This window comes from Streptomyces sp. NPDC048254 (assembly GCF_043201895.1).
Lineage (GTDB): Bacteria > Actinomycetota > Actinomycetes > Streptomycetales > Streptomycetaceae > Streptomyces.
The window spans coordinates 360,262-381,116 of sequence record NZ_JBICZJ010000008.1 but is presented as its reverse complement, the minus strand read 5'-3'; the positions used below and the strand labels follow the sequence as shown (position 1 = coordinate 381,116).

The following is a 20,855-nucleotide window of genomic DNA, read 5'->3' as shown; positions in this document are numbered from 1 at the left end:
TTGCGTCAAAGATGCCCGCTGCCCCGTCCGCTGTCCCGTTCGCCGGGATTGTTGGCCGTAAGGTCGACGCTGCGTAGGCGGTAGTTACGGGAAGACAATAGGGCCATGGCACGCGGCAAGCTTCGGATCTATCTCGGTGCGGCACCGGGTGTGGGCAAGACCTACGCCATGCTCTCCGAGGCCCACCGGCGGGTGGAGCGCGGCACCGACTGCGTGGTCGCGTTCGTCGAGCACCACGACCGGCCGCGCACCGAGGTGATGCTGCACGGCCTGGAGCAGGTCCCGCGCAGGGAGCTGGAGTACCGGGACGCCCTCTTCACGGAGATGGACGTGGACGCCGTGCTGCACCGCGCCCCCGCCGTCGCCCTGGTGGACGAACTCGCCCACACCAACATCCCCGGCTCCCGCAACGCCAAGCGCTGGCAGGACGTCGAGGAACTGCTGGCCGCCGGGATCGACGTCGTCTCGACCGTCAACATCCAGCACCTGGAGTCCCTCGGCGACGTCGTCGAGTCCATCACGGGAGTGCGCCAGCGCGAGACCGTGCCCGACGAGGTGGTACGGCGCGCGGACCAGATCGAGCTGGTCGACATGTCGCCCCAGGCGCTGCGCCGGCGCATGGCGCACGGCAACATCTACCAGTCGGACAAGGTCGACGCGGCCCTCTCCAACTACTTCCGGCCGGGCAACCTGACCGCCCTGCGCGAACTGGCGCTGCTGTGGGTGGCCGACCGGGTGGACGAGTACCTGAAGCAGTACCGCAACGAGCACCGGGTCTCCGCGATCTGGGGCTCGCGGGAGCGGATCGTCGTCGGGCTCACCGGCGGCCCCGAGGGGCGCACGCTGATCCGGCGGGCCGCGCGGCTCGCCGAGAAGGGCGCCGGCGGCGAGGTCCTCGCCGTCTACATCTCCCGCAGCGACGGCCTGACCTCGGCCTCCCCGAAGGAACTCGCCGTCCAGCGCACCCTGGTCGAGGACCTCGGCGGCACCTTCCACCATGTCGTCGGCGAGGACATCCCCGCGGCCCTGCTCGACTTCGCACGCGGGGTCAACGCCACCCAGATCGTGCTCGGCTCCTCCCGACGCAAGGCCTGGCAGTACGTCCTCGGGCCCGGCGTCGGCGCCACGGTCGCCCGCGAGTCGGGACCCGACCTGGACGTCCACATCGTCACCCACTCCGAGGCAGGCAAGGGACGCGGACTGCCGGTGGCCCGGGGTGCCCGGCTCGGCCGGGGCCGGATCATCGCGGGCTGGCTGGTCGGACTGGCCGGCCCGGCCGTCCTGGCGGTGCTGCTGAACACCGTCGGCCTCGGCCTCGCCAACGACATGCTGCTCTTCCTGACCCTCACGGTCGCGGCCGCGCTGCTCGGCGGGCTCTTCCCGGCGCTGGCCTCGGCGGCCTTCGGGTCCCTGCTGCTGAACTACTTCTACACCCCGCCCCTGCACCGGCTGACCATCGCCGATCCGAAGAACATCGTGGCCATCGTGATCTTCTTCGGGGTCGCGCTGTCCGTCGCCTCGGTCGTGGACCTCGCCGCCCGGCGCACCCACCAGGCCGCCCGGCTGCGCGCCGAGTCCGAGATCCTCTCCTTCCTCGCCGGCAACGTGCTGCGCGGCGAGACCAGCCTGGAGGAGCTGCTCGAGCGGGTGCGGGAGACCTTCGGCATGGAGTCCGCCGCCCTCCTGGAGCGGGCGGCCGACGTCGAGCCGTGGAGCTGCGCCGGGCGCGTCGGTGTCGGCCCCGCCCTCCAGCGGCCCGAGGACGCCGACGTCGACGTGCCGATAGGCGACCACATGGCCCTCGCGCTGACCGGCCGGGTGCTGCCCGCCGAGGACCGCCGGGTGCTCGCCGCCTTCGCCGCCCAGGCAGCCGTCGTACTGGACCGCAGGCGGCTTCAGGAGGAGGCCGAGCAGGCCCGCGCGCTCGCCGAGGGCAACCGGATCCGTACCGCCCTGCTGGCCGCCGTCAGCCACGATCTGCGCACCCCTCTCGCCGGGATCAAGGCGGCGGTGTCGTCGCTGCGCTCGGACGACGTGGCGTGGTCCGAGGAGGACCAGGCGGAGCTGCTCGAGGGCATCGAGGAGGGCGCCGACCGGCTCGACCACCTCGTCGGCAACCTGCTCGACATGTCCCGCCTGCAGACCGGCACCGTCACCCCGATCGTCCGTGAGATCGACCTGGACGAGGTGGTCCCGATGGCGCTGGTCGGGGTGGACGAGGGCAGCGTCGAGCTGGACGTCCCCGAGACCCTGCCCATGGTCGAGGCCGACGCCGGGCTCCTGGAGCGGTCGGTGGCCAACCTGGTCGAGAACGCCGTCAAGTACAGCCGGCCCGACAGTGTGGTCGTCGTGTCCGCCAGCGCCATCGCCGACCGGGTGGAGCTGCGGGTCGTGGACCGCGGGCCCGGCGTGCCCGACGATGCCAAAGAACGCATATTCGAGCCCTTCCAGCGCTACGGTGACGCTCCGCGCGGCGCCGGGGTCGGTCTGGGGCTCGCGGTCGCCCGGGGCTTCACCGAGGCGATGGGCGGCACCCTCAACGCCGAGGACACTCCCGGTGGCGGCCTCACCATGGTCCTCACCCTTCGCGCGGCAGGATCGGTGACCGCAGCAGCAGAACCCGTGGCGGAAGCGGCAGCACAAGCCACGGCAGAACCGGAAAGGCAGGCCTCATGACCCGTGTGCTCGTGGTCGACGACGAGCCGCAGATCGTGCGTGCCCTCGTGATCAACCTCAAGGCGCGCAAGTACGAGGTCGACGCGGCCCCCGACGGCCGTACCGCCCTCGAACTGGCCGCCTCCCGCCACCCCGACGTGGTCGTCCTCGACCTCGGCCTGCCCGACATGGACGGCGTCGAGGTGATCAAGGGGCTGCGCGGCTGGACTCGGGTGCCGATCCTGGTGCTCTCCGCCCGCCACTCCTCCGACGAGAAGGTCGAGGCGCTCGACGCGGGCGCCGACGACTACGTCACCAAGCCCTTCGGCATGGACGAGCTGCTGGCCCGGCTGCGGGCCGCCGTCCGCCGTGCCGAGCCGGTCGCCGGGGGCGGCGAGGACGACGTGCTGGTGGAGACCGAGGGGTTCACCGTCGATCTGGCCGCGAAGAAGGTCAACCGGGCCGGCCGGGACGTCCGGCTGACCCCCACGGAGTGGCATCTGCTGGAGGTGCTGGTCCGCAACACCGGCCGGCTGGTCAGCCAGAAGCAGCTGCTGCAGGAGGTGTGGGGGCCGTCGTACGGGACGGAGACCAACTACCTGCGCGTGTACATGGCACAGCTGCGCCGGAAGCTGGAGGCGGACCCCTCGCACCCCAAGCACTTCATCACGGAGCCGGGGATGGGTTACCGGTTCGAGAAGTGAACCGGGCGACCGGTTCGGGAAACCGGCCCGGGCGTGAGCTGGACTACGGCAGTGTCGGCGAGCCCCGGTACGCTTCAGACATGAGTGCTGTTCCTCGTTCCGAAAAGCCGGCCGGCCGGTTCCGGCGCATGCTGGGCCGGCTGTCCTCGTCGCAGGAGGACCTGGAGTCCGAGGAGCTGCGCGAGGACGCCGACACGGCGGGCTGCATCCGCATCGGCGACTGCCAGGACCGGCAGATCGTCACCGTTACTGGTACCTTGCGCACGGTCACCCTGCGGCCGCGCGCCGGAGTCCCGGCCCTGGAGGCCGAGCTGTTCGACGGCTCCGCGGCACTGGACGTGGTGTGGCTCGGCAGGCGCTCCATCGTGGGCATAGAACCGGGGCGCAGGCTGATCGCATCGGGCCGGATCTCGCTGAGCCGGGGCCGCCGGGTGCTTTTCAACCCCAAGTACGAACTGAGACCCCTCGGTAGGGAGTAGCCGGTGACGTCGCTCGACAAGCCGACCGAAGACACTCAGGCCAAGGACGATGCGCGGGCGGTGACCGAGGCCGCGCTGTTCGAGGCCTTCGGCGGCGTGCGCGGCATGGTCGAGACGGTGCTGCCCGGCCTGCTGTTCGTCACGATCTTCACCATCAACAAGGACCTGCACTGGTCGGCGATCGCCGCCCTCGCGGTCTCCGTGGCGCTGGTCGTGGTCCGCCTGGTCATGAGGGACACCGTCAAGCACGCCTTCAGCGGGGTCTTCGGCGTCGCCTTCGGTGTCGTCTTCGCGATGATGACCGGCAACGCCAAGGACTTCTACCTGCCCGGCATGCTCTACACGCTGGGCCTGGCGCTGGCGTACATCATCACCACGCTGTGCGGGGTGCCGCTGATCGGCCTGATCCTCGGCCCGGTCTTCAAGGAGAACCTCTCCTGGCGCACCCGCAACCCCGGCCGCAAGAAGGCGTACGCCAAGGCCAGCTGGGCCTGGGGCCTGATCCTGCTCGCCAAGTGCGCGATCCTCTTCCCGCTGTACTGGTGGGCCAATACGGCCCAGCTCGGCTGGGTGCTGGTCGCGCTGAAGATCCCGCCGTTCCTGCTCGCCGTCTGGCTCACCTGGGTCTTCCTGGCGAAGGCGCCGGCGCCGATCGACGTCTTCGCCGAGATGGAGGCGGAGGAGAAGGCCGAGGAGGAGCGCAAGGCCGCGCTGGCCGCGGAGAGCGGCGAACCCACCGGCGGACGGCACCGCAGGTAGGCGTACACCCGGACACGGGAGAAGGGCGCCCCCCGCTACGGAGGGCGCCCTTCTTCCTGCGCCGCGTCAGAGCTTCCTGTCTTCCTGCGCCGCGTCAGACCTTCCCGCGCTGCCTCAGACGTCCTCCCGTCGTACCGACAGCAGGTCCTCCAGCTGTTCCTCGCGGGCCTGGGCGGCCACGAACAGGAGTTCGTCGCCCGCCTCCAGGGAGTCCTCGCGCGAGGGGGTGAGGACCCGGGTACCCCGGATGATCGTGACCAGGGAGGTGTCCTCGGGCCACTCCACGTCGCCGACCTGGGTGCCGGCCAGGGCCGACTCCTCGGGCAGGGTCAGCTCCACCAGGTTGGCGTCGCCATGGCTGAAGCGGAGCAGCCGGACCAGATCGCCGACGCTCACCGCCTCCTCGACCAGGGCGGACATCAGACGGGGCGTCGAGACGGCGACGTCCACGCCCCAGGCCTCGTTGAACAGCCACTCGTTCTTGGGGTTGTTGACCCGGGCGACGACGCGCGGAACGCCGTACTCCGTCTTCGCGAGGAGCGAGACGACCAGGTTCACCTTGTCGTCGCCCGTCGCGGCGATCACGACGTTGCAGCGCTGCAGCGCCGCCTCGTCCAGGGAGGTGATCTCACAGGCGTCGGCGAGCAGCCACTCCGCCTGCGGGACCCGCTCGACCGAGATGGCGGTCGGGGCCTTGTCGATCAGCAGGACCTCGTGGCCGTTCTCCAGCAGCTCGCCCGCGATCGAGCGGCCGACGGCGCCGGCTCCGGCAATGGCGACCCTCATCAGTGACCGCTCTCCTCTTCCGGACCCCCGGCGAAGGCGGCCTCGACCTTGTCGACGTCGTCCGTCCGCATCATTACATGCACCAGATCGCCCTCCTGCAGCACCGTCTGCGAGGTGGGCAGCATCGCCTCACCGAGCCGGGTGAGGAACGCGACCCGGACGCCGGTCTCCTCCTGGAGCGTGCTGATCTTGTGGCCGACCCACTTCGGGGAGGCATGCACCTCGGCGAGCTGGACCCCGCCGGTGGGGTCGCGCCACAGCGGCTCCGCGCCCGAGGGCAGCAGCCTGCGCAGCATCTGGTCGGCGGTCCACCGGACCGTGGCCACGGTCGGGATGCCGAGGCGCTGGTAGACCTCGGCACGGCGCGGGTCGTAGATGCGGGCCGCGACGTTCTCCACACCGAACATCTCGCGGGCCACCCGGGCCGAGATGATGTTCGAGTTGTCACCGCTGGAGACGGCGGCGAAGGCGCCGGCCTCCTCGATGCCCGCTTCGCGCAGAGTGTCCTGGTCGAAGCCGACCCCGGTGACCCGGCGGCCGCCGAACCCCGGGCCCAGCCTGCGGAAGGCGGTGGGGTCCTGGTCGATCACGGCGACCGTGTGCCCCTGTTGCTCCAGGGTCTGGGCGAGAGCGGAACCCACTCTGCCGCAGCCCATGATGACGATGTGCACGACCGTCCTTCCGGTGTCCAAAAGTTAGTGCTCAGCCCCATCAGGGTCTCAGACCGAGGCCCAAGCTACACACGCACCGTCCCGGCCGGGCACCCCTGTGCCACGCTCATCGCCGAGTGATGCTGCGCACGCTCCAGGCAGTGAGGATTCCGAGCCCGACGAGGGTCACCGCGGCACCGATCAGTTCTGCGGTCGCGGGCATGAGACCTCCGAAGTGCGATGACAGCTGGGGTCTGTCATCTAGGCACGGATCGGGCGTAAGCTGCGGAATCCGCAGTTCCAGCCATCACCTTTTTCACTCGGGAGGCAGATCCTGCACTGCGGCTGGAGACCTGCCAGGTGGAAGGCCTACGATCCTCTCTCGTGTCCAAACTGACCGACGTGCCCAAACGGATCCTGATCGGGCGCGCACTGCGCAGTGACCGGCTGGGCGAAACGCTCCTGTCGAAGCGCATCGCACTCCCCGTCTTCGCCTCCGACCCGCTGTCCTCCGTCGCCTACGCGCCGGGGGAGGTTTTGCTGGTCCTCTCCATCGCGGGCGTGTCGGCGTACCACTTCAGTCCGTGGATCGCGGTCGCGGTCGTCGTGCTGATGTTCACGGTGGTCGCCTCCTACCGGCAGAACGTGCACGCCTACCCGAGCGGCGGCGGCGACTACGAGGTCGCCACCACCAACCTCGGGAACAAGGCCGGCCTGACCGTCGCCAGCGCCCTGCTAGTCGACTACGTCCTGACCGTCGCCGTCTCCATCGCCTCCGGTATCGAGAACCTCGGCTCGGCGATCCCCTTCGTGGTCGAGCACAAGGTCTTCTGCGCGGTCACCGTGATCGTGCTGCTGACCCTGATGAACCTGCGCGGGGTGAAGGAGTCCGGCAAGCTCTTCGCGATCCCGACGTACGTGTTCGTCGGCGGCGTCTTCATCATGATCGCGTGGGGTGCGTTCCGGGGCCTGGTCCTCGGGGACACGATGCGGGCACCCACCGCCGACTACCACATCAAGGCCGAGCACCAGGGCCTGGCCGGTTTCGCCCTGGTCTTCCTGCTGCTGCGCGCCTTCTCCTCCGGCTGTGCCGCGCTCACCGGAGTCGAGGCGATCTCCAACGGCGTCCCGGCCTTCCGCAAGCCCAAGTCGAAGAACGCGGCGACCACGCTGGCCGCGATGGGTCTGCTGGCGGTCACCATGTTCTGCGGCATCATCGCGCTCGCCATGGTCACCAAGGTCCGCATGGCCGAGAACCCGGCCACCGACCTGCTCCACAACGGCGTCGCGATCGGCTCCGGCTACGTCCAGAACCCGGTGATCTCCCAGGTCGCCGAGGCCGTCTTCGGCAAGGGCAGCTTCCTGTTCATCCTGCTCGCCGCCGCCACCGCCCTGGTCCTGTTCCTGGCGGCGAACACCGCGTACAACGGCTTCCCGCTGCTCGGCTCGATCCTCGCCCAGGACCGCTACCTGCCGCGCCAGCTGCACACTCGCGGCGACCGCCTCGCCTTCTCCAACGGCATCGTGCTGCTCGCCGGCGCCGCCGCCCTGCTGGTGGTCATCTACGGCGCCGACTCGACCCGCCTCATCCAGCTGTACATCGTCGGTGTGTTCGTGTCCTTCACGCTCAGCCAGACCGGCATGGTCCGGCACTGGAACCGCCACCTGGCGACCGAGAAGGACCCGGCCAAGCGCAGCCACATGATCCGCTCCCGCGCGATCAACGCGTTCGGCGCCTTCTTCACCGGCCTGGTGCTGGTCGTCGTCCTGGTCACGAAGTTCACGCACGGCGCCTGGGTGGCGCTGCTCGGCATGTGCATCTTCTACGCGACGATGACCGCCATCCGTAAGCACTACGACCGGGTCTCCGAGGAGATCTCGGCCCCCGAGGAGCCGGACGACGACGTGGTGCGGCCGTCCCGCGTGCACTCGGTCGTCCTGGTCTCCAAGATCCACCGCCCCACCCTGCGCGCCCTGGCCTACGCCAAGCTGATGCGCTCGGACACCCTGGAGGCACTCACCGTCAACGTCGACCCGGCCGAGACGAAGGCGCTGCGCGAGGAGTGGGAGCGGCGCGGCATAGACGTGCCGCTGAAGGTCCTCGACTCGCCCTACCGCGAGATCACCCGGCCGATCATCGAGTACGTCAAGGGCCTGCGCGCCCAGTCCCCGCGGGACGCGGTCTCCGTGATCATCCCGGAGTACGTGGTCGGCCACTGGTACGAGCATCTGCTGCACAACCAGAGCGCCCTGCGCCTCAAGGGCCGGCTGCTGTTCACGCCGGGTGTCATGGTGACCTCGGTGCCCTACCAGCTGGAGTCCTCGGAGGTCGCGAGGAACCGGGCCCGCAAGCGGCAGGACTGGAACGCACCGGGCGCGGTCCGGCGCGGGCCGGCCGAACACCGGCCGAAGGAGCACAGCGGGGGCTGACCGCGGCCCGGGGCCCCGGCGATCACGGTCGGCCGGGGCGCCTCGGCGAGCACGTAGACTGGTGGGCTGTCGTCGGCCCATGCGCGGCCGTACCCCCTCTCGTTGATCTGGAGTCACCCCGCCATGCAGGCAGAACCGAAGAAATCTCTGGTGGGGACGGAGTACGAGGTCGAGGTGGGCCCGGTCGCGCACGGCGGGCACTGCATCGCCCGGACCGCCGAGGGCCAGGTGCTGTTCGTCCGGCACGCGCTGCCCGGCGAGCGGGTCGTGGCCCGGGTGACCGAGGGCGAGGAGGGGGCCCGCTTCCTGCGCGCCGACGCGGTCGACATCGTGGACGCCTCCAAGGACCGCGTCGAGGCCCCCTGCCCCTACGCCGGCCCCGGTCGCTGCGGCGGCTGCGACTGGCAGCACGCCAAGCCGGGTGCCCAGCGCCGGCTCAAGGGCGAGGTGATCGCCGAGCAGCTGCGGCGACTGGCCGGCCTGACGCCGGAGGAGGCGGGCTGGGACGGCACGGTGATGCCCGCCGAGGGCGACAAGCTGCCGGCGGGCGAGGTGCCGCAGTGGCGCACGCGCGTGCAGTACGCGGTCGACGCCGACGGCAACGCGGGACTGCGCCGGCACCGCTCGCACGAGGTGGAGCCGATCGAGCACTGCATGATCGCGGCGCCGGGTGTCAGCGAACTCGGCATCGAGGAGCGCGACTGGTCGGGCATGGTGTCGGTGGACGCGATCGCGGCGACCGGTTCCCAGGACCGGATGGTGATCCTGGAGCCCCGCCCCGGCGCCCGCCTGCCCCTGGTCGAACTGGACAAGCCGGTCTCGGTCCTGCGGGTGGACGAGAACGACGGCGGCATCCACCGCGTCCACGGCCGCGCCTTCGTCCGCGAACGGGCCGACGGCCGCACCCACCGCGTGGGCAACGGCGGCTTCTGGCAGGTCCATCCGAAGGCGGCGGACACCCTGGTGACGGCGGTGATGCAGGGCCTGCTGCCGCGCAAGGGTGAGATGGCGCTGGACCTCTACTGCGGAGTCGGCCTGTTCGCCGGCGCCCTCGCCGACCGCCTCGGCGAGAAGGGCGCGGTGCTGGGCATCGAGTCCGGCAAGCGAGCGGTGGAGGACGCGCGCCACAACCTGGCCGACTTCCCCCGGGTCCGCGTCGAACAGGGCAAGGTCGAGTCGGTCCTCCCGCGCACCGGCATCACCGAGGTCGACCTCATCGTCCTCGACCCGCCCCGCGCGGGCGCGGGCCGTAAGACGGTGGAGCACCTGACATCGCTGGGCGCCCGCCGAGTCGCCTACGTCGCCTGCGACCCGGCCGCCCTCGCCCGCGACCTGGCGTACTTCCGGGACGGCGGGTACCGGGTGCGGACGCTGCGGGCGTTCGATCTGTTTCCGATGACGCATCATGTGGAGTGCGTTGCCATCCTTGAACCGGCAGTAAAGGGCTCCTGACCTGCGGTTTCACTGACGCGCATTATGTGCGGTGTGGGCGTTACGGGCGATATCTTGACGCTGAAATGACGCTCGTGACGCTCATTTGACGCTCGTTCTGATGGGATGTCAGGTGTGTCGCTGGGCTGGTCAAGCCACGTGAATTGGCGTTGTTGCAGAGGCCCGGCCGGGGAAAATGTTCCATTAGGCGGTCGGGAGATAGCCGCGGCGGCATCATGGCGGGGTGGATCACAACCTCAGCGGGCTGAGCACCCGGGAGTTCGAGCACGTGTCGCAGGCCCTGACCCAGGCGATCCTCGGGCCGGGCGTCTCCGTCTTCGGGGACGGCAGGGACGGCGGGCGTGAGGCAACGTTCGAGGGGCGGGTGCCCTACCCGAGCGAGCTTGACGCATGGGACGGCTACGGGGTGGTGCAGGCCAAGTTTCGACAGCGTACGGATCAACAGCCCCAGGATGCGGTCTCGTGGCTGAAGGGGCAGGTTAAAGAGGAACTCGAAGCGTGGCTCAGCCCGGCCTCGAAGCGGGAGCGGCTGCCCGAGTATCTGATCTTCACCACCAATGTGATCCTGACTCCCGTGCCGGGCAGCGGAGGCATTGCCCAGATCGAGCAATTCGTGTCCACGTATGCGGCACGCCTCGGGCTCAAGGGCTGGGCAGTATGGTCCTACGACCAGCTGTGCCGCTACCTCGATCGGTACGACTCCATCCGCCGTACCTATGCTGGTGCCATCACCTCTGGTGACGTCCTCGCGCAGTTGCGCGACACCGTGTCCGCCGGACACAAGTCCAGGTCAGATGCCCTCACCGATGCGACCCGTGCCTCGCAATACCGCCGTGAGGCACGACTGAGTCTTGTGCCCGAGGAACGTGTCGATGCCGTTCTGGACTGGGCTGACAAATCCTCATCGCAGGTGGTGACCGTCCCTGTCGGCACTCTGGCGGTTCTGGTCGCTCCGATGGGCGCCGGCAAGAGCGAGGAAGCCGAGAATTGGTGGCGGGAAGGGCTCCGCGAGGCTGCGGGTGACCCTGATGCAGTGATCCCTGTGTGGGTGGATGCGGGCAAGGCCGTACCGGATCTGCTGGATGCCATCACGCGCGCGGGCGGCGAGCCGGCGAGTGGACTCGGGCGTATCGTGATCGACGATCTCGATAGGCTCTCACCCGAGCAGGTTGCGCAGCTCCTGTACGAGGCCAGGCTTCTGCTGGCCGCCCACCCGACTGCCCGGATTCTCGCGACGTGCAGACCTGGAATCGAGCTGGGCAGGGCTGTCGTGCACGAGGTCGCCCCGTGGCCAGTGCGGAGAGGCGCGGAACTTCTGGACCTTGTGGTCGGGGACGACGGGCGCATCCTTTTCGAAGAGCGTGAAGTACAGGACCTGCTGACCAGCCCCCTTCAAGTCCTGTCCGTCGCCTCCCGCCTCCTGGCCGGTGAAGACGCACGGGTGTCCAGCCTGGAGCTACTGTCCGGTCTGGCCGCTTCCGTCATCAAAGGACGGCGCAAGGGCTCCCCAACGTCACAGACCTGGGACCGCCTTGCTCGTCTCGCCGTACACATCCTGAATGCCGGAGGTCCAGTCCCCGCTCAGCACTTCGGGCATGAAGCCGAGGTGTGGGAGCTGACCGACACCGGTCTGGTCGTCCAGGAAGCTGCGGGACTTCGCTTCGCCCTGCCTGTCTTCGAGCAGCACTTCGGCGCCCAGGCTTTGCGTAAGGGCTCCGTGCTGCCGGAGGAGATCGTCACTGCTGACGCTTTCCCCCGGTGGCGCTACGCGATCGCATTCGCCGTGAGCGCGAGTGCCCCAGACGAAGCGGAGAACCTCATGCTCCGCCTTGCCCGGGCCAACCCAGCGGCCGCTTCCTGGACGTTCGACGAGATCGCCCGGGGCAAGAAGCAACGCCATGACATGCGAGAGGCTGAAGACAGCGCCAGGACCGCCATCGCTCGACTGGTCCGGGTGGACCACGGCGAACTCCGAACCGCTGAAGCCGCAGGCACTTGGTTGCGGGAGGCGCTCGAAGCCCTTGTTGAAGGCTTCGGTCCGTTGAGCGGCTCGCTTGTCGAAATGCGGGATGGACGGTTGCCTCGGTGGGGAGTGTGGGTGAAGGAGGGCTGGGTGGCCATCTCTCCGTCGAGATACTCCTCAGAGCTGCCCGCGGTGACTCCACTGGCCTCGCACCCGTCGAACCGTGAAGACCCCGAATGGCGATGGTGGAGTCAGCACCTCTTTCCTGGAGATCCGCTGGGCAGGTGGGGCTGGGCTCGCGGACGGATCCGCGAGCCCCTTGAGCGTGTAGTCCGACGTGGTGCTCTTCTGATGCCGCCAGATTCCCCGTTGGCCCATGAGCGGCTGTGGCACCTTGCGCAGCGACTTCGCCAGGGAAACGTGCCCCGCGACGGGGTCTCTGTGCCTGAACTGCGCCAGCGAGTTGAGGCGATGATGGAGCATGTGCGGACATCCGTGCGGTACACCCATCAAGTTGCGGGCTACACCTACGACTCGGCGGACATCCGGTGGATGCACTCCCAGTTGTCCGGTGTTACCGACGAGGTGCTGCGCAGACCGTACGGCGAGCCGGATCAGGAAATCCCGCGGCGTGGACGGATGTGGCAGGGGTACTCCCCGTTACTGACGCTGAGGATCACCAGACAGAGTCTGCAGGACGCCCTCATTGGCTCCAAGGGGCGGGCCGGACGCCTTCTCGCCGACAGCAACTGGCGACGGCAGACCTGGTGGCCCGCCGTCGAAGGCGCCCACTACTTCGACGCCGACGGCGAGCAGCAGCTCGTCCCGCACTACCCGCCGCACTCCATGCGGCACACCTGCGCCTCGTGGCTGGTCCAGAAGGGAGTCTCGCTCTATGAGGTCCAGCACCTCCTCGGGCACGAGAGCTTCCAGACCACGCAGCGGTACGCCCACCTGCAGCCGGATGCTCACAAGGCGGTTCTCGGGGCCTGGGAGAGCCTGGACGCTCCACTGACGATCGCCGCATAGACGTTTCTTTGCCCCGTCGTTCAAGGACGGGGCAAAGAAACGTCTATGCGGGACGCGGGCCCGGGCTGCGGGCATCACCGGTGCGTGCCTCCTCGGGTGAACAGCCGGGAATCTCGTCAGGCCGCGGTCGAGGCGAACCTCGTTCTCAGACATGAGCCTGAACCAATGGACGCGAGTATCCGCGACAGGGCGAAGGAGTTGTCCGCTCCCGGGATGCTCGAGTTACGGGCGCCGGTCGGTGGGCTCGTCGCTCTTGGGCGGACCGGAGGGTGCCTGAGCGCCGGTCGCTTGATCGGAGGGGCTGGAGGCTTGGTGGCCGTGGAGTCGATAGACCATTTCATCCGGACAACGGTCTAGGCGGGCTCGACGCCAGGCAGCGTCGTAGGACAGGGGCGTTGCGCTGCGCCGTTGAGCGAGGAGGGCTCGGAGGCTGGTCATCGGGGCCAGCAGCACTCGCCACAAGACGAGCTTCATGGATGTGCCCTTCGAGCTGTCGTGTCGGCCCCGGGTATGTCCACCGGCGCGATGCTGCTGGGCAGGCTGCCGCCGTTGAGTGCCTTGAGGGAGTCGGACAGTACGACCATTGCCTGCTGTCGCTTTTCGATGTCCGTGAACCCTTGGCCGACCTGCTCCCATTGCTGCAGGAGTGGGAACCACCAGCGGTTGCAGGAGTAGATCAGGCGAGCGAGGCGCTGGAGTTCGGCAACATGCTCGTCAGTCAGGGCACCGGGGGCGTGGTGCTCAAGTTGGTCCAGGACGACGAGGTCCGGGTGATCGTAGAGGTTGTCCTTCAAGAAACGCAGACGGCGAACGCGTTGCTCGTCCGCTGCCCGCTGTGCCAGTAGGTCCTTCGCGGTGCTGGGCAGACCGAGAGCCGCGTAGACGTTCAACAGGCAGTAGTTCGAGGCGCGGTGGGGCAGACAACCGAGGGCGGCGTTGACGGCGTCTTGGGCAGCGGGTACGTCCGAGGCCGTCAGGCGTGCCGCTGTAGCGGAGGCCGTGGCATGCACGGCGGCGCGTACTGTCTCCTCCGCATTGGGAGGCACACGCCACAGCGGTCGCCAGGTGATCGTGTACACGGCTTCGAACGCGATGTCGTCCGTGGCACTCGGCAGCAGACGCGGCTGGACAGACGTACTCTTACGGACTGCGCGCCTCCATGGCCACCTCACGTGAGGCTCTCTTCGAGCGGAAAGACCGTGCGCAGACGGCTGTCGACGAGGTGGTTGTAGAAGTCGTCAGCCACACTGACGCCCTCAACGGTGGAGATGCCACGCAGCTCGTTCATGAGCTTCATGCCGGCCTCGAACATGTTGTGGCCGCGTAGCGCAGGCAGGAGCTGGTCGCGCAACTGTGTGTAGGCGCTGGGATCGTCGGCGCACGAGCGGATCCAGTCCGTCAGACGCGAAATGACCTGGGCAGCGGTGTCCGATGAGGAGAGCAGGTTGTTGAGGGCTCGCTGTACGTCGATGTCCGGGGGAGGCGCGCACACGAGCCACGGTGTGCCGTCCCGGCGGACGGTCATCAGCGCGAGGAAGGCCAGTGCACCGCCGCGGGCGGAGACTTTGCCCTGTTGCCAGCCCTGGACCTCAGCGACCAGTCGCTGCCCCACGGTGGGGTGTTGGACCAGATCGTCGTAGGCAGCCAGGACTTGGCCCGCTGCGTCGGCGTTCTTGTGCGCGACGCGACGCAGGCGCACCATTGCTCGCTTGGTCAGAGACGTGGCGGCGGATGAGTCCTCCAGGATCCGTTGACACAGCGCAATCACGGCGGACGCATAACTCCTCTGTTCTGCCCACCCGTAGAGCGCTGCCCACGCCAGGCGGCCGACGTGTTCGTTGCGCACGGCCTTTTCCAGGACCGCACCGAGCACCTCTGGCTGGCTGCTGCCGACGAGTTCACCCAAGTCGGTGAGGTAGCCCACCGTTCCGTGCCGCACGGTGAGTTCGGCCAGCGCCGCCACGGCGTGGTCTTCCGGATCGGCGCTCTGGGCTGTCGCGACGAGCCAGGTCAGCAGGGGTTTGCGCATGACGTCGTAGTTGTCCCAGACGTACTCCAGCACCGCGCGTCCGTAGGCGGGCCGGTCGAAGACCACTGTGTCCTGCAGGTCGACTCGACCTCCGACGTCCCGGATACGCCGCCGCATTCCCCGTCCTGCCAAGGCATTGAAGGTCGGCGAAAATCCAGGTGCTGTGTCGGCGGTGCCGGGCGCGTCCCCGATGGCTGCGAGCAGCGCGGCTGCGCTGCTCGCGACGATGGGCATGGGCGCAGACTGCTGCACGGCCAAGGCCAGCAGCAGGCAACGGTCTTCCACGGTGAGCGATGGGTTGTCGGGGGTGTGCAGGCTGTTCATCTCGCCGAATCGGCTGTCGAGTTCACCGCGCCAGTCGGTCAACGCTGCGATGATGCGGTCTTCGAGGGTGCTCCCGGTTTCGCCCTCGCCTTCGGCCTGCACGAATGACTGCTGGGAGCTGGTGCGGGTGTGCTCCTTCCAGGCCATCACGACGGTGTGCGCGGCCCGTACGGCGGCCACTGCTGTCAGTCCCCGCAAGGACGTGGTGGTCTTGGAGAAGGAGCGGAGTGACGTGACGAGTTGGTCGTAGCCGTGGGCAGTCAGGTGTGCCTCGACCACGCGCTGGGCATCGGGCGCCTCGTGCAGGTGAACGACTTGGATGCCGTCACGATCGCTGAGGCGGTGGTCCTTCCACAGGTCCTGTGCGACGGTCAGCGCGAGATAGGAGCGGCAGTCGCGCAGGTGGGAGGCGTGTTTCGACAGGGCGTTCAGGAAGTCGGCGGAGACTTGGTCGTTCTCCGGATGCTTGAGATCGAGTTGGTACGCATGCGCCCTCTCCAGAGGTAGGCGCCCTTGGCGGGGAGTGTCCCAGTCCGCATCCAGCTGGACCACGGTGGTTTCGTCGGCAGTGTGCTCGGCCAACAGTCGCAGAGCGAAGGTAGTGGAGCCACACGAACGTGGTGCCACAATGACGATGATCGGCTGGCGAGGACGGCCGGTGACAGGATTGACGATCTGCTCCCAGACCACGTCCCAGTGCGGGCCCCGTACGAACGGCTGGTCGAGCAGCCGCTCACGGTTCTGTTCCACACCCTCCAGTAGGTCCCGTTTTCGAGTCTCCAGAATCACCTGCTCGATGTGGTGGGCGACAACTTCGGGGTCCCCGTACACGTGTGTCGCTGCACCGTCCGTTTCGTGCACCCGGGGCGCGGGTGGCAAAGCGCCCGGCTGTGAGGGAACTGGAGAAGGGGGCGGGTCGTCAGGGTTCGCGCCCGGTCGATCGGCGGAGCCGGTTCCGGTGCGCAATCGATGCAGCCAGCCGCCGGAGCCGTTGGACTGGCTCTCATCACCCTCGTTGTTCGGTGGGGTGGCGTCGGAGCGAGTGGGGTCGAACGGTACGTCAGTCATACTGGAACTCCAGGGCGAGTGCGGGAAAGGCAGTGGGGCGGAAGGCCAGACGCCTCACCGCTGGCGGCGATCGATTCGCACGGTTTCGATGCTGTTGGCGATCGTGGCGTCGCTGACCTGAGCGTGGAACTGGAACGTGCCGCCGCTGCTGGCAGCAGGTGCCGCCGACGCAGCGTTCTGCTGCGCGGGAGAGGACGGAGCAGAAGCCGACGATGCGGCGTCTGTGACATAGGGGTGTACGGCCGGACCGGTCAGGCCCGGTACATGAATCCGGCAGGGCTGCTCGAAGCCGGGCTTGTCGCTGACGCGGGCAACCGCCTCGAGGAAGTGATGTGAGCCCAGATCCTGCGTGCGTCCCGAGTGCACGGTGCGCTGGTAGACGATCTCGGAGAGCGCGGCAGCAAGGAAGCCGCCATTGTCCTTCGCGGCGGACAGCGCCTCGCGGTTTGCCTGACTGTCGAGCAGCCGGGTGGTGTCATTGATGGCGTTACCGCGGTGGTCGGGCAGGGACAGCGGGCCGATGTGCACACTGGCCCGCAGCCGCAGGACGGGACTACTGGCCAGCCGCTGCCGCTCGTAGCGCACCAGAGCCGCATTGAGCCGGCCCAGCAGCGGGTCGACGAGTCGTGCCAGTACTGAGGGAGGGAACAGCAGGATCGCCCCGTCGCCACTGTCCTTGTAGCCGCCGGGAAGTTCCTGCGGGTCGGGCAGCTGGCAATCGGCGAGCACGGTCGCCACGATGTCGTCCACGTCGCACCGGGCGGCGGCCATCTTCGCCTCGGGGATCTGGCTGTACTTCTCCATGTCGATCGCCACGAGGGCGAGTTCGGCGGGCACATCCAAGGGCTCTGCGTGCAGCGGCGCATCCATCGGGCACCGTCCTGTCAGCACAGGCGGTCAGGGAAGTGCCCATGCTGATCGGGCGGGACGGCCGCCGCTGCCCAGTAGTGGGCACGCCTGAAGTGCGGCCCGTCACGCCTGCGTACGCGCGTGCGATTGAATCGAATGGATGTCGCGAACGAGGAGCCCACCACTGGAGGTGGTGCGGACCCAGTCCTGCTCGCGCCAGGGTTTGAGCGCGTTGACCACCGCGTTGCGGGAAGCGCCAATCATCTGAGACAGCTCCGTCTGGGTCAGACGCACGGCGAGATCCGAAGCCGAAGCAGATGCGGCCTCGACCAGTCGCGACAGAGCCGATGCCAGTCGCAGCGGCACAGACGCGGTGGCCAGTTCGAGTCGAACGGCCTCCGATTCCCTGACCCGGGCGATGGCATGGCGCAGGAGTGGGGCCAGCAGATCATGCTCCTCAACGAACGTGAGGAAAGCGGCAGCCGGGATGATTCGGATCTGGCAGGTCTCGGCGGCGATGACCGTGGCGGTGCGCGGCTGGGAGTCCAACACGGCCAGCTCGCCGAGTAAGGCCAGGGTGATCAACGTTGACCCGGACTCCAGCACGATCACGTGAGTTGCTGGGTCTCCCTGGCGGAGCAGCACACTCCGAGCGGGCCTGACGCGCTGCGGTGCTAGCGCCTTCAGGCGTGCCCATAACTTGTCGCCGATCACCGTGGCATGCGGCTGATACACGCGTCCCCCTGCTATGCGGCCCCGACACACTTAGGTGATCGTCTCAACTAACCAGAATGTTGCTCAATAGACACATTCCAGCCATCAGGAGTGCTGCCAGGGCAAAGTCGACGGACAGGCGGGCCGCTCGCAGCTTCCTGTCCGCCAGCCAGGCCAGCACCTGCAGTCGGCGGCCCTCGACATGCCGTTCGAGCTCCCCATGCGCAGTCGTACTCACACCGACCCGGTGGTGTACGAGCGCCTCGCCCATCAATTCGGTATGCAGTCCCTCCCTTGGGACCACGGGCCGCAGCGCGAGCAGCGCAGCCCCTATCGTGGCCATCAGCAAGAGGCACATCAGGACCAGGGAGAACACTGCGATGGGGGCCATGTCGTGTGCACTCGACAGCACGGCAACCCCTGCAGCCAGAAGGCCACCGGCTATTCCGCACAAGGCCGTTGCCTTCGTATCCGCCCGCTGTACCTCGACGAAGGCGCGTTCAGCGTGTCCTTGCAGCCGCTCCATCTCCACCGGAATACTGCCTAGCTCGTGCATGCCGTCCCACATCCTTCTGTGGCCGTTGCCTGCTTGTCATGGCAGTTGCCAGCCTGCTCTCAGCTGTCGAGGAGTGATGCCTACCGCAGGGCATGAGGAGCGGTAGGTTCCTCACTCCACGGCGTTCCGTAGCCCCGTAGTCACTGGGATGTGGGTCGGCACCGGTGAGGCGGAGCCAGCGCCTACCGCTGGCTGGGCCTCGGTGGGTGAAGGTCACCTCATGTCTCGGCTGACGCTCGTTTGACGCTCCGAGCGTCCGTAGGGCCCTTTGGCTGGGCTGTGAATGGCATCTGACTTGGGAATACGTCAGATCCTTCCCCTTCTGATGTCTTTCCGATGACCTCGCACGTGGAGTGCGTGGCGGTTCTGGAGCCGACCGAAAAGGGTCGCTGACCTGCGAGTTCGCCAGCCCGGGGGTTGCCTCGACCTGTCTTCCACGGCACAGGACATATATAGCGGGGAACCATCCTCCCTGTGCGCTCCGAGGTGCGGTCTTGAGGCACAGACGGTGACCCGCCGTGTCTTGGCCCGGAGCCGTTTTCGCACTTTCGACGCTCAGATGACGCTCGTGCTGAACCCTCGTCACGCCTGGTCGCTCACAGCGGGAGATCGGCCGTGACGATGATCTCGTGAGCGATACTGACTCCCAGCGGTCCGCGAGATGTGCTGGTTGCGTGTCCCGCGGCACACGCCAGCACGATCCGGACCCGCAGAGGCAGGGCCTGAGTCGTCGTCGAACGGAGACAGACCCGCCCCTCAAGCACAGCCCGCTGGGCGTCCATTACCGGCAACGGCGAGATCTTCGGACCGCGACGATTCACCCCGAACCTGTGACTCGCGTCATTAGTGCGCGCCCGGTGCGCCCAATCTCGCCGTCTGGCAACGAGGACGGAGCCCCTTTTCGGGGAAGCGTAGATCGCACCCGCCGAGCCGTCGGCATAATGAGCGGGTGACCGGCTTTGTGGATCGAATGACACGTATGGCCCCGAGGCGACGTCTGCACGACGCGGTGGTGGTCGTGCCCGGGATCATGGGCAGCGAGTTGATCGACTCGGAGAGTCGGAAGCTCCTTTGGGGCGCGCCCCATCTGTTCAAGTACACCGCGCGGATGCACGCCGACCGGCTCCGCTCGCTGGCGGTGACCGAGGACGAACGCGCTGGGCGGACCGGGCGGATCAAACCAGGAGGGCTGCTCTCGGTCCATGAGTGGCTGCCCGATCTCGGTGGCCTCGAACCGTACAGCCAGCTGCTCGGCGACCTTCGCAAGTACGCCGTTCATCCGCACGCCGTCGTCCCGTTCCCCTACGACTGGCGCCTGTCCGTACGGCACAACGCCAACCTCCTCGCGGTCGCCGCCCATCGCCACCTGGAGCGCTGGCGCTCCCATCGGGCTCATGCGGACCACATGAGGAGCACGGGTGAGGACCGCCCGGCCCAACTCCTGTTCGTCGCCCACTCCATGGGCGGACTGCTGGTCCGCGAACTGTTCCGGATCTCCGGCGCCGCCGACAACGTACGGGCCGTGCTGACGGCGGGCACGCCCTTCCACGGCTCCGTCAAGTCCGCCGTCGTGCTCGCCAGCGGCAAGGCGGGCGCTCCTTGGCTGCCGAAGAAGGCGCTGCGGGAAGCCGGCCGTACGATGCCCGGTCTGTACGACCTCCTCCCCTCCTACCGCTGTGTCTGGGACGGGGACGACACCCGGCGGCTGACGGTCTCCGACATCACGGGACTCGGCGGCGACGCCGACCTCGTACGGGACACCCAGGCATGGCAGGCCGCGACCGCCGACACCGAGCTGCGCGGCCACAGCATGGTCGTGGGGGTCGCGCAGCCCACACCCCTGAGCCTGCGGATCGACAATGGACGTGCCGCCACCGCCCGCCTTCTCCCCGGTCGGCGGCCGGACGGTGAGCTCCGCTATGACGGCCAGGGGCGGGCGGTCACCGAGGACGGGATGGGTGACGGCACGGTCTTCCGCCACGCGGCCGCGACCGGAGACGCGACGGAGATCCCCGTCGCCCGCAAGCACGGGTCACTGATGTCCTCCAAGCAGGTCCGGACGATGGCGGTCTCCGCACTGAGCGGTCTACGCGATCCCGGCGAGCGCGGTGCCGTTCTCGGCGGCGGGGAGTTCGGCCTCGACGCCCCCGAGGCCGCCCGGCCGGGAGAGCCGTTCACCATCCGCCTCACCGGCGCCGACGATCCGTCCGAGGTGCACTGCACCGTGGAGGAGGTCACCGGCGCCGACGTCTCGGCCCCCACCACCCTCAAGCCCGACCGCGCCGACCCGGAGACCATGACGGGACAGTGCGCACTGCCCCGCCCCGGGCTCTACCGCATCGAGGTCACCGGCGGACTCGAACCCGTGTCGCACCTCGTCATGGCGGTCGCAGACGACAACTGAGCAC

The 20,855-nt window shown here is 68.3% G+C and carries 15 protein-coding genes; 8 read left to right on the top strand and 7 right to left on the bottom strand.

Features of this window, described 5'->3' with window-relative positions:
- The first annotated feature begins 105 nt into the window (after positions 1-105).
- The 4 genes from ACGFZQ_RS24210 (at position 106) to ACGFZQ_RS24195 (ending at position 4,597) form a co-directional block, all read left to right on the top strand.
- Entirely contained in the window at positions 106-2,676 is a 2,571-nt protein-coding gene (locus tag ACGFZQ_RS24210) for an ATP-binding protein (RefSeq protein ID WP_393842045.1), read from the top strand.
- A complete protein-coding gene (locus tag ACGFZQ_RS24205; RefSeq protein ID WP_351710013.1) occupies positions 2,673-3,359 on the top strand; it encodes a response regulator in 687 nt (228 codons plus the stop codon). Before ACGFZQ_RS24210 ends, ACGFZQ_RS24205 begins: the two co-directional genes overlap by 4 nt.
- Before the next feature lie 80 nt (positions 3,360-3,439).
- Positions 3,440-3,838 carry an OB-fold nucleic acid binding domain-containing protein gene (locus ACGFZQ_RS24200; protein ID WP_351325771.1) on the top strand — a complete coding sequence of 133 codons (399 nt, stop codon included), beginning with the start codon at positions 3,440-3,442 and terminating at the stop codon, positions 3,836-3,838.
- Between the two features lie 3 nt (positions 3,839-3,841).
- Entirely contained in the window at positions 3,842-4,597 is a 756-nt protein-coding gene (locus ACGFZQ_RS24195) for a DUF3159 domain-containing protein (protein WP_393842044.1), read from the top strand.
- A 114-nt stretch (positions 4,598-4,711) separates the two neighbouring features.
- On the opposite strand, the gene ACGFZQ_RS24190 is transcribed toward ACGFZQ_RS24195, so the two are convergent.
- The gene (locus ACGFZQ_RS24190) at positions 4,712-5,383 is read right to left on the bottom strand and encodes a TrkA family potassium uptake protein (RefSeq protein ID WP_351710019.1); all 672 of its coding nucleotides are present in this window, start codon (positions 5,381-5,383) and stop codon (positions 4,712-4,714) included.
- Positions 5,383-6,054 carry a TrkA family potassium uptake protein gene (locus ACGFZQ_RS24185; protein ID WP_351325777.1) on the bottom strand — a complete coding sequence of 224 codons (672 nt, stop codon included), beginning with the start codon at positions 6,052-6,054 and terminating at the stop codon, positions 5,383-5,385. The genes ACGFZQ_RS24190 and ACGFZQ_RS24185 overlap by 1 nt, the downstream gene beginning before the upstream one ends.
- Before the next feature lie 363 nt (positions 6,055-6,417).
- On the opposite strand from ACGFZQ_RS24185, the gene ACGFZQ_RS24180 reads away from it, so the two are divergent.
- The 3 genes from ACGFZQ_RS24180 (at position 6,418) to ACGFZQ_RS24170 (ending at position 12,907) form a co-directional block, all read left to right on the top strand.
- On the top strand, positions 6,418-8,463 hold the full coding sequence (locus tag ACGFZQ_RS24180; protein WP_393842043.1) for an APC family permease: 2,046 nt from the start codon (positions 6,418-6,420) through the stop codon (positions 8,461-8,463).
- Positions 8,464-8,586: 123 nt separating this feature from the next.
- Positions 8,587-9,915, top strand: coding sequence for a class I SAM-dependent RNA methyltransferase (locus tag ACGFZQ_RS24175; RefSeq protein ID WP_393842042.1), 1,329 nt, complete (start codon positions 8,587-8,589; stop codon positions 9,913-9,915).
- Between the two features lie 223 nt (positions 9,916-10,138).
- Positions 10,139-12,907 (top strand): tyrosine-type recombinase/integrase, encoded by a 2,769-nt coding sequence (locus ACGFZQ_RS24170; protein WP_393842041.1) that lies wholly within the window; start codon positions 10,139-10,141, stop codon positions 12,905-12,907.
- Positions 12,908-13,377: 470 nt separating this feature from the next.
- On the opposite strand, the gene ACGFZQ_RS24165 is transcribed toward ACGFZQ_RS24170, so the two are convergent.
- The 5 genes from ACGFZQ_RS24165 to ACGFZQ_RS24145 form a co-directional block, all read right to left on the bottom strand.
- The gene (locus ACGFZQ_RS24165; RefSeq protein WP_393842040.1) at positions 13,378-13,986 is read right to left on the bottom strand and encodes a hypothetical protein; all 609 of its coding nucleotides are present in this window, start codon (positions 13,984-13,986) and stop codon (positions 13,378-13,380) included.
- An 89-nt stretch (positions 13,987-14,075) separates the two neighbouring features.
- Positions 14,076-16,328: a hypothetical protein gene (locus ACGFZQ_RS24160; protein ID WP_393842039.1), complete on the bottom strand. Its 2,253-nt coding sequence runs from the start codon at positions 16,326-16,328 to the stop codon at positions 14,076-14,078.
- A gap of 54 nt (positions 16,329-16,382) precedes the next feature.
- Positions 16,383-17,198, bottom strand: coding sequence for a hypothetical protein (locus ACGFZQ_RS24155; RefSeq protein WP_393842038.1), 816 nt, complete (start codon positions 17,196-17,198; stop codon positions 16,383-16,385).
- Positions 17,199-17,300: 102 nt separating this feature from the next.
- Positions 17,301-17,789, bottom strand: coding sequence for a Crp/Fnr family transcriptional regulator (locus tag ACGFZQ_RS24150; RefSeq protein ID WP_393842037.1), 489 nt, complete (start codon positions 17,787-17,789; stop codon positions 17,301-17,303).
- A gap of 166 nt (positions 17,790-17,955) precedes the next feature.
- On the bottom strand, positions 17,956-18,447 hold the full coding sequence (locus ACGFZQ_RS24145; protein ID WP_393842036.1) for a hypothetical protein: 492 nt from the start codon (positions 18,445-18,447) through the stop codon (positions 17,956-17,958).
- A 979-nt stretch (positions 18,448-19,426) separates the two neighbouring features.
- Between ACGFZQ_RS24145 and ACGFZQ_RS24140 the strand changes: the two genes are divergently transcribed.
- A complete protein-coding gene (locus ACGFZQ_RS24140; RefSeq protein WP_393842035.1) occupies positions 19,427-20,851 on the top strand; it encodes a hypothetical protein in 1,425 nt (474 codons plus the stop codon).
- Positions 20,852-20,855: the final 4 nt, after the last annotated feature.

What these genes read in the sequence shown, in the direction of transcription:
- ACGFZQ_RS24210 (WP_393842045.1), top strand. Translation starts at nt 106, where the DNA reads ATGGCACGCGGCAAGCTTCGGATCTATCTCGGTGCGGCACCGGGTGTG.
- ACGFZQ_RS24200 (WP_351325771.1), top strand. Translation starts at nt 3,440, where the DNA reads ATGAGTGCTGTTCCTCGTTCCGAAAAGCCGGCCGGCCGGTTCCGGCGC.
- ACGFZQ_RS24190 (WP_351710019.1), bottom strand. Translation starts at nt 5,383, where the DNA reads ATGAGGGTCGCCATTGCCGGAGCCGGCGCCGTCGGCCGCTCGATCGCG.
- ACGFZQ_RS24145 (WP_393842036.1), bottom strand. Translation starts at nt 18,447, where the DNA reads ATGCACGAGCTAGGCAGTATTCCGGTGGAGATGGAGCGGCTGCAAGGA.
- ACGFZQ_RS24175 (WP_393842042.1), top strand. Translation starts at nt 8,587, where the DNA reads ATGCAGGCAGAACCGAAGAAATCTCTGGTGGGGACGGAGTACGAGGTC.
- ACGFZQ_RS24205 (WP_351710013.1), top strand. Translation starts at nt 2,673, where the DNA reads ATGACCCGTGTGCTCGTGGTCGACGACGAGCCGCAGATCGTGCGTGCC.
- ACGFZQ_RS24160 (WP_393842039.1), bottom strand. Translation starts at nt 16,328, where the DNA reads ATGACTGACGTACCGTTCGACCCCACTCGCTCCGACGCCACCCCACCG.
- ACGFZQ_RS24140 (WP_393842035.1), top strand. Translation starts at nt 19,427, where the DNA reads ATGGCCCCGAGGCGACGTCTGCACGACGCGGTGGTGGTCGTGCCCGGG.
- ACGFZQ_RS24155 (WP_393842038.1), bottom strand. Translation starts at nt 17,198, where the DNA reads ATGGATGCGCCGCTGCACGCAGAGCCCTTGGATGTGCCCGCCGAACTC.